The organism is Halomonas terrestris (assembly GCF_049166755.1).
GTDB lineage: Bacteria > Pseudomonadota > Gammaproteobacteria > Pseudomonadales > Halomonadaceae > Halomonas.
The window spans coordinates 244675-252145 of the sequence record NZ_JBMHFZ010000004.1 but is presented as its reverse complement, the minus strand read 5'-3'; the positions used below and the strand labels follow the sequence as shown (position 1 = coordinate 252145).

Sequence of the window (7471 nt, the reverse complement as noted above, 5' to 3'; positions counted from 1 at the left end):
TCAGCTGCACCGCCAGCCGCCAGATGGTGTCCAGGGTGGGATTGCCGTTGCCCTGCTCGAGACGCGACAGGTTCGACTTGGCGATGCCGGCGGCGGCGGCCAGCTGCGAGAGCGACCAGCCCCGGGCGAGTCGCAGGGTCTGCAGGTGTTGGCCGAGGGTGCCGAGCGAGAGCTTGTCCATGACGGGGTTCCAGCCGTTCCTTTTAACGAACGTTCTATTAAAGGAACAGGCCTGTGTCAAGGGTGATGTGTTTGGGAGGAACGCTTGGCCTATATTGCAATCAATGATCTCATTGCCTTCATTGATAGCAGGAGAGTTGCCATGGCAACCATCACGATCCGCAACCTGGATGACGACCTGAAGGCTGAACTGCGCCTGGCGGCGGCACGCCATGGGCACTCCATGGAGGAAGAAGTGCGCACCATCCTGCGTCGGGCACTGTCTGCAGAGCCGACCCAGGGCCTGGGCAGTCGGATTCGGCAGCGTTTTGCCGCGGAGGGAGGTGTCGAACTGGAGCTGCCGAGCCGTAAGCAGCGGCCGCGGGTGGCGGAGTTCGAAGAGTGATCGTGCTCGATACCAATGTGCTCTCCGAGCTGATGCGCCCTGTGCCTGAACCGTGTGTCGTCGACTGGCTGGATGCACAGGAGACGGCCACGGTGGCTATTACGGCGATCACCGTGGCCGAGATCCTGTACGGCATCGAGCGTCTGCCGGATGGCCGTCGCAAGCGCTCGTTGATGGCGTCATCGGCAGCGATGTTCGATGAGGACTTCGCCGGTCGTATCCTGGCCTTCGATGGTGAGGCGGCGATGCGCTATGCCGAACGCGTCGCCGCCAGCGAGCAGGCTGGCAGGGCGGTGCAAATGGCAGACGCCCAGATTGCGGCGATCTGCCTACGCCACGAGGCTACGCTGGCGAGCCGCAACGTGAAGGACTTCATAGGGCTCGATGTGCCGCTTATCAATCCCTGGGAGCAGGGCTGAGAGGCCGGCCTGCCGCCTCTTCCACCAGGGCATTGCGCGCCTGTCGAATCAGCCATAGCCCGGCCAGCGAGATGCCGGCGAGCAGGGCGAACAGGGTGGCGGCCAGCAGGACGACGACCGGCACGCCTTCAGCTCACCCGTTCCCGGGGCACCTGGCGCAGGTGGCTGGCGGTCTGGCCGCCGGGCAGGGCGGCGATGAGGTCGGCGGCAGTGAGCAGCCGGGACAGGTCGGTGCCGGTCGTCACGCCGCCGCCCTGCAGGGCGTAGAGCAGGTCCTCGGTGGCGGTGTTGCCGGTGGCGCCAGGGGCGAATGGGCAGCCCCCCAGGCCCGCGCAGGCGGTGTCCACCGCCGTGGCATCGTGGTGGATGGCGAACAGCGCATTGGCCACCCCCATGCCGAAGGTGTCGTGGCCGTGGAAGGCCCAGGCCAGAGCATCCGGTGTGTGTCGCTCGCGCAGCCGGGTGCCCTCGGTTCGGCGCATGCGCTCGATCACCCGGCCGAGGTCGCCGAGTGACTCGTCGACGCTGCGGCACCCGCCTGCTGCCTCCGGGGGTTTACCCCTCCTCCCGCCAGTTCCACTCGCTGCGCGCCACGGCGTCGTGGGCGTGCAGGCTCTCGGCGTGCACCACGCGCAGCGCGAAGCCGCCGATGCCGGGCTGGTCGCGCAGGGCGTGATGCAGGTGCCGCGCGGCGTCCTCGCAGAACATCAGGTTCTGGCCGTTGGCCAGGGCAAAGGCCTGCTCGTCGACGCGCTTGACCGCCGTCTGCAGCGCGGTGCCCAGCGCGCTTTCCACACCGTCCACCAGGCGCTGAAGCGGCAGTTCGTCCCGCCCGGTATCGAGGCGCACCGAGAGATGTGCCTGGCTGCGCTGGCTATGGGGCGTGGCCAGGATGCCCTGGTCGCTGCCCAGCCAGGCGTGCACCGCCTCGCGAGTCACCGGCATCTCGGTGAAGTCCGCGTCGAAGGCCTGCTGGATCAGCTGGCGCGCCAGGGCCGCCGAGCAGGGGCAGGTGGAGGAGTAGCCCACGGTCAGGTCGAGCGTGGCGTGCAGGCCCCGGTCGTCGCGTCGGCAGCGCAGGGCGAAGGGATAGGTCTTCCAGCCCGACAGCGGGCTGATCAGTGCCGGGCGTCGCAGCAGTGCCTCGCCCTCCAGGTCGAGAAAGGCCTGGCGGGCGAGGCCCTCGTGACTGGCCAGGAAGGTGTCGAGCACCGCCGCCACCCGCGGGAGCGAGAGCTCCTGCCCTTCGAGTGCCTCCAGTGCCAGGTAGAGGCGCGACATGTGGATGCCGCGGGCGGTGGGGTCGTCGAGGCTGACGCCTGCCGATGCCTGGCCTGCGATGGCCTGGCCGGCCACCTGCAGCGGGAGGGCGATGCGCTCCATGCCGACCCAGCTCAGGGTGCCAAGGCGCGGGGCGGGCGCTGCGGCGATATCTTCCAGGGGGAGCTTGTTCATGAAAGCGGCTCGATCAATGGCTGTAAAGCAACGTTATAACATAGCATACAGGTTCGGCCGACACCCTGGCTCAGGCGTCCGGGGCCGCGTGGAAGTAGTCGAACAGCCGGGTGATGGCCTCGGGCGCCACGCCGCTGGTGATGAACACGAAGCGCGAGACGCCGTCCGGGCACGCCTCGGCCGGCAGGGTCACCGGCGGGTGGAAGATATGCTGCACGCCGTGCAGGGCGAGCGGATGCGCCTGGCCCGCCACGTTCACGATCGCCTTGATGCGCAGCATCCTGTCCCCGAGCAGGGTCATCACCAGGTCCAGCCAGTCCTCCAGCACCTCGGGGGCGATGGGCGTTTCCACGCTGAAGCAGAAGGAGCGGATCTGTTCGCCGTGGCGGCTGAGCGGGGCGGTGGCCGCGGGTGCCAGCAGCGATGCGGAGGCGTCGGCGGAAGCCAGCCCCGCCGCGGGCGACACCTGCGTGTAGGAAGCGGCACCGAGCCAGCCCTCGGCCCGGCCCTCGCTATTGCCCGCGGCGGGCAGGCGCCTGGCGGTCAGCCGTTCGGCGTCGACCTCCCCGTGGCGGACGTCGAGCTGCTCGGCGGCGGGGTTGACCTCGCTCAGTTGCTCGCGGAGCCGGGCCAGGCGGGCGTCGTCCACCAGGTCGGCCTTGGTGACCAGCAGGCAGTCGGCGATGGCGGCCTGGCGCTGCGACTCGCGATGGGCGTTCAGCGTCGAGACACCGTTGGCCGCGTCCACCAGGCAGACCACGCCGTCCAGGCGGAAGCGCTGCGCCAGCCAGTGGTCGGTCATCAGGGTGTGCAGGATGGGCGCCGGGTCGGCCAGGCCGGTGGTCTCGATGATCATCCGCGAGATCGGCCGGCCACCCTCGCGCTCGAGCGCCTCCCAGGCCTGCTGGACGCTCCGGCTCAGGTCGCCGCGGATGGTGCAGCACAGGCAGCCGCTGCTCATCTCCACCACGCTGTGCTCGTCGCCCTCGGCGACCAGCCGGTGATCGAGCCCGATATCGCCGAACTCGTTGATCACCACCAGGGCATCGCGCATGGCGGGCTGGCGCACCAGCCGGTTGAGCAGGGTGGTCTTGCCGCTGCCGAGAAAGCCGGTCAGCACCGTGACCGGCAAGAGGTCCGCGTCGAGCATGGGCTACTCCCAGGCGGGGAAGGGGTCGGGCAGCGCCTGCCAGGCGTCCTTGCCGGCCAGCAGCTCCTCCTCGCTGAGCAGGCAGGCGTCGAGGGCCTGGCGGATGCGCGCCTCGTCGAGGTTCTGGCCGATGAACACCAGCTCCTGGCGCATGTCGCCGAAGGGCTCCTGCCACTTGTCCAGGATGGCGGCGCGGTAGTCGGGGTCGTCCGGCCAGTTGGACTCGGGCACCGCCTTCCAGAACATCCCGGCGAAGCCGTAGTGGGCGATGCCGCCGGCCTGGCTCCACTGGCCGGCGAACTGCGGCCGCGTGGCCAGCCAGAAGAAGCCCTTGGAGCGCAGCAGCCTGCCGCCGAACCAGTCGCCGTGCAGCAGGTCGAAGAACGCCTGCGGCCGGAAGGGGCGCCGGGCGTGGTAGGCAAAGCTCGAGATGCCGTACTCCTGGGTCTCCGGCACGTGCTCGCCGCGTAGCTCCTTGAGCCAGCCCGGCGCCTGCTGGGCCCGCTCGAAGCTGAAGCGGCCGGTCTCGAGCACCTTGTCCAGCGGCACCTGGCCGTGGCGGATGGGGATCAGCTCGGCCTCGGGGTTGAGCGAGCGCAGCACCGCGGTGAGCTCGTCGAGCTGGGTGGCGGTGAGCAGGTCGGTCTTGCTGATCAGCAGCACGTCGCAGAACTCGATCTGGTCCACGAGCAGGTCGGCGACGTTGCGCTCGTCGTCGTCGCCCAGGCTCTCGCCCGCCTCGGCCAGGGACTGCGCCTCGCGGTACTGGGCGAGGAAGTTGGCGCCGTCGACCACCGTCACCAGGGTGTCGAGCCGGGCGATATCCGAGAGGCTCCGGCCCTGCTCGTCGGCGAAGGTGAAGGTTTCGGCCACCGGCAGCGGTTCGGAGATCCCGGTGGACTCGATCACCAGGGTGTCGAAGCGCCCCTCCTCGGCGAGCCTACGCACCTCGATCAGCAGGTCCTCGCGCAGGGTGCAGCAGATGCAGCCGTTGCTCATCTCCACCAGCCGCTCCTCGGCGCGATTGAGGGTCACCTCGCCGTCGCCGCCGGGGGCGCCGCGCACCAGCGAGGCGTCGATGTTGACCTCGCTCATGTCGTTGACGATGACCGCCACGCGACGCCCTTCGCGGTTGGCGAGGATGTGGTTGAGCAGGGTGGTCTTGCCGGCGCCCAGGAAGCCGGAGAGCACGGTCACCGGCAGGGGCGTTTGCAGGGATGTCATCAGCCTTCACCTCGGGTCTTGCGGTAGTGGTTCTCGCGCTGCTCCTGGCGCTCCTTGGCCTCCAGGCACAGCCGTGCGGTGGGGCGCAGCAGCAGCCGCGGGAGGCCGATCGGCTCACCGGTCTCCTCGCAGTAGCCGTAGTCGCCCGAGTCGATACGGCGCAGGGCCGCGTCGATATTGGCCAGCAGGCGCGTCTCGCGATCGGCTTGGCGCAGCTGCAGGCGCAGCGCCTCCTCGAAGGCCGCCTGGTCCAGCTCGTCGCTGTCGCGCTCATGGGAGGCCATGGCGGCACGCACCTCGTTCAGGTGGCGCTCCACCTGTGCCTTCTCCTCGAGCAGACGGTTTCGAAAGAAGGCCAGCTGTGCGTCGTTCATGTAGTCGTCATCGGGCATCGCCAGCAGGCGAGCTTCGTCAGGGGAGTACGGCATGGCGGTCTCTCGTCATTGGGCGGCGGTGTCGATGCCATCCTCGAACGGTCGCGGCAGGGCATCGACCTCGTCGCCAAGGGACCAGCGGGAGAACGCAGACTAGCCGGCCGGGGTCGCTGGCGCTGGCATCGTCATGCGGGATCTCCATGGTTCGCTGAGGCGTGATGTTATAACGTATCTTTCATTCGAGTTGAAGCCGTCCGTGGCATGTACTCGAGTACCTCGAGCCGGGCTGCAACCGTCAGTACCGGCACGGGGTACTCGGGCTGATCAGCCCCTTGGCCTTCGCGGCCAGCGGGATAGCCCCCGCTGCGACACCAGACCGCAGGCCGAGCGAGCGTCGGGGGGCGAGCACTTTTCGAGGCCACTCCCGGTATAAGTCGCATTATTGATGAATCATTTATTGTTAATATTTCCTCAAGAACATCAAGGTAATTAGCATTACGGGTACCTTTAATATTGATTATCGGCAGTTGGTCCATCGCTGCCTCCGTTTCAGCTTTTCCCCGTACATCAGGAGCTTGAGCGGCCTTACAGTCTTGATGCATGTCAAATTTTCGCTGCTATGGCTCGCCTATAGTGACTTCGGTAGCGCCCCTTCTTCGCAGACGGCCTGCCGTGATACCCGCTCATTTCACGGAGTCGCTCATGGATATCGTTGAACTATCCAGGTTGCAGTTCGCCTTCACGGCGATGGTGCATTTCCTGTTCGTACCCCTCACGCTGGGTCTCTCGATCCTGCTGGCGATGATGGAGACGGTCTACGTGATGACCGGCAAGACCATCTATCGCGAAATGACCAAGTTCTGGGGCAAGTTGTTCGGCATCAACTTCGCCCTGGGGGTCACCACCGGCATCGCCATGGAGTTCCAGTTCGGCACCAACTGGTCCTACTACTCCCACTATGTGGGGGATATCTTCGGGGCGCCGCTGGCGATCGAGGCGCTGATGGCCTTCTTCCTCGAGTCGACCCTGGTGGGCCTGTTCTTCTTCGGCTGGGACCGCATGTCGAAGCAGAAGCACCTGGCCGTCACCTGGCTGATGGCGCTGGCCACCAACCTCTCCGCACTGTGGATCCTGGTCGCCAACGGCTGGATGCAGTACCCCATCGGCTCCGAGTTCAACCTCGAGACCATGCGCATGGAGCTGACCAGCTTCGCCGAGGTGGTGCTCAGCCCGGTGGCCCAGGTCAAGTTCGTGCATACCGTCTCCGCCGGCTATGTCACCGGCTCCATCTTCGTGCTGGCCATCTCCAGCTGGTACCTGCTCAAGGGGCGCGAGGTCGCCTTCGCCCGCCGCAGTTTCGCCATCGCCTCGGCCTTCGGCCTGGCCAGTGTGCTCTCGGTGATCGTGCTGGGCGACGAGTCCGGCTATGAGCTGGGCGACGTGCAGAAGGTCAAGCTCGCCGCCATCGAGGCGGAGTGGGAGACTCACCCGGCACCGGCCGCCTTCACCCTGGTGGGGCTCCCCAACCAGGCGGAGGAGCGCACCGATTACGCCATCCGTATCCCGGCGGTGATGGGGCTGATCGCCACCCGCTCGCTGAGCGAGGAGGTCACCGGTCTGCGTGAGCTCAAGGCGCAGCATCGCGAGCGCATGGTCAACGGCCGTGAAGCCTTTGTGCTGATGCAGCGCCTGCGCAGCGGCGAAGGTACCGAGGAGGATGCCGCCCGCTTCGAGGAGGTGCGTGACGATGTCGGCTATGGCCTGCTGCTCAGCGCCTACACCGAGGACATGAACGCCCCCACCGCCGCCGAGATCGACCGCGCCGTGGAGGCCTCGATTCCCAAGGTGTGGCCGCTGTTCTGGACCTTCCGCATCATGGTGGCGGCCGGCTTCGTCATGCTGGTGCTCTTCGCGCTGGCCTTCTGGCACAGCGTGCGTCGCCAGCCCGAGAAGTCGCCCTGGCTGCTGCGCTTCGCCCTGTTCAGCCTGCCGCTGCCCTGGATCGCCTCCGAGGCGGGCTGGTTCGTGGCCGAGTATGGCCGTCAGCCCTGGGCCATCGGCGAGATCCTGCCCATTCATATCGCAGTCTCCAGCCTCACCTTCAACCAGGTGCTCTTCACCCTGATCGCCATCGGCGTGCTCTACACCCTCTTCGTGATCATCGAGATCTGGCTGATGCAGCACTTCGCTCGCAAGGGGCCCTCCGGCAGCGGCTACCACGCCGGTCCCGACGCCATCGACGCCCCCGTCGACATCCCGGCCAGCAAGCCTCAGGAGGCATGAC

10 protein-coding genes are annotated in these 7471 nt (G+C 67.2%); 3 read left to right on the top strand and 7 right to left on the bottom strand.

Annotated features, from left to right (window positions below; all coding sequences use genetic code 11):
- The coding region (locus ACOMD9_RS06650; protein WP_421412962.1) for a helix-turn-helix domain-containing protein at positions 1-181 on the bottom strand (181 nt) is incomplete at its 3' end.
- Positions 182-322: 141 nt separating this feature from the next.
- Here ACOMD9_RS06650 and ACOMD9_RS06645 point away from each other — a divergent pair.
- Both ACOMD9_RS06645 and ACOMD9_RS06640 read left to right on the top strand, forming a co-directional pair.
- A complete protein-coding gene (locus tag ACOMD9_RS06645) occupies positions 323-565 on the top strand; it encodes a FitA-like ribbon-helix-helix domain-containing protein (protein ID WP_421412960.1) in 243 nt (80 codons plus the stop codon).
- The gene (locus ACOMD9_RS06640) at positions 562-984 is read left to right on the top strand and encodes a type II toxin-antitoxin system VapC family toxin (RefSeq protein ID WP_421412959.1); all 423 of its coding nucleotides are present in this window, start codon (positions 562-564) and stop codon (positions 982-984) included. The genes ACOMD9_RS06645 and ACOMD9_RS06640 overlap by 4 nt, the downstream gene beginning before the upstream one ends.
- Here ACOMD9_RS06640 and ACOMD9_RS06635 read toward each other — a convergent pair.
- From ACOMD9_RS06635 to ACOMD9_RS06610, 6 genes are all read right to left on the bottom strand, one after another.
- A complete protein-coding gene (locus ACOMD9_RS06635) occupies positions 962-1108 on the bottom strand; it encodes a hypothetical protein (protein WP_421412958.1) in 147 nt (48 codons plus the stop codon). The two genes, ACOMD9_RS06640 and ACOMD9_RS06635, sit on opposite strands and share 23 nt — an antisense overlap.
- 4 nt (positions 1109-1112) lie before the next feature.
- The gene (locus ACOMD9_RS06630) at positions 1113-1466 is read right to left on the bottom strand and encodes a beta/alpha barrel domain-containing protein (RefSeq protein ID WP_421412957.1); all 354 of its coding nucleotides are present in this window, start codon (positions 1464-1466) and stop codon (positions 1113-1115) included.
- A gap of 73 nt (positions 1467-1539) precedes the next feature.
- Entirely contained in the window at positions 1540-2439 is a 900-nt protein-coding gene (gene folE2, locus ACOMD9_RS06625) for a GTP cyclohydrolase FolE2 (protein ID WP_421412956.1), read from the bottom strand.
- A 70-nt stretch (positions 2440-2509) separates the two neighbouring features.
- Positions 2510-3589, bottom strand: a complete 1080-nt coding sequence (locus ACOMD9_RS06620; protein ID WP_421412955.1) for a CobW family GTP-binding protein — start codon at positions 3587-3589, stop codon at positions 2510-2512.
- A 3-nt stretch (positions 3590-3592) separates the two neighbouring features.
- A complete protein-coding gene (zigA, locus tag ACOMD9_RS06615; protein WP_421412953.1) occupies positions 3593-4813 on the bottom strand; it encodes a zinc metallochaperone GTPase ZigA in 1221 nt (406 codons plus the stop codon).
- Positions 4813-5241 (bottom strand): TraR/DksA family transcriptional regulator, encoded by a 429-nt coding sequence (locus ACOMD9_RS06610; RefSeq protein ID WP_421412951.1) that lies wholly within the window; start codon positions 5239-5241, stop codon positions 4813-4815. Before ACOMD9_RS06610 ends, zigA begins: the two co-directional genes overlap by 1 nt.
- Positions 5242-5889: 648 nt before the next feature.
- On the opposite strand from ACOMD9_RS06610, the gene ACOMD9_RS06605 reads away from it, so the two are divergent.
- Positions 5890-7470, top strand: a complete 1581-nt coding sequence (locus ACOMD9_RS06605; protein WP_421412950.1) for a cytochrome ubiquinol oxidase subunit I — start codon at positions 5890-5892, stop codon at positions 7468-7470.
- Position 7471 lies beyond the last annotated feature (1 nt).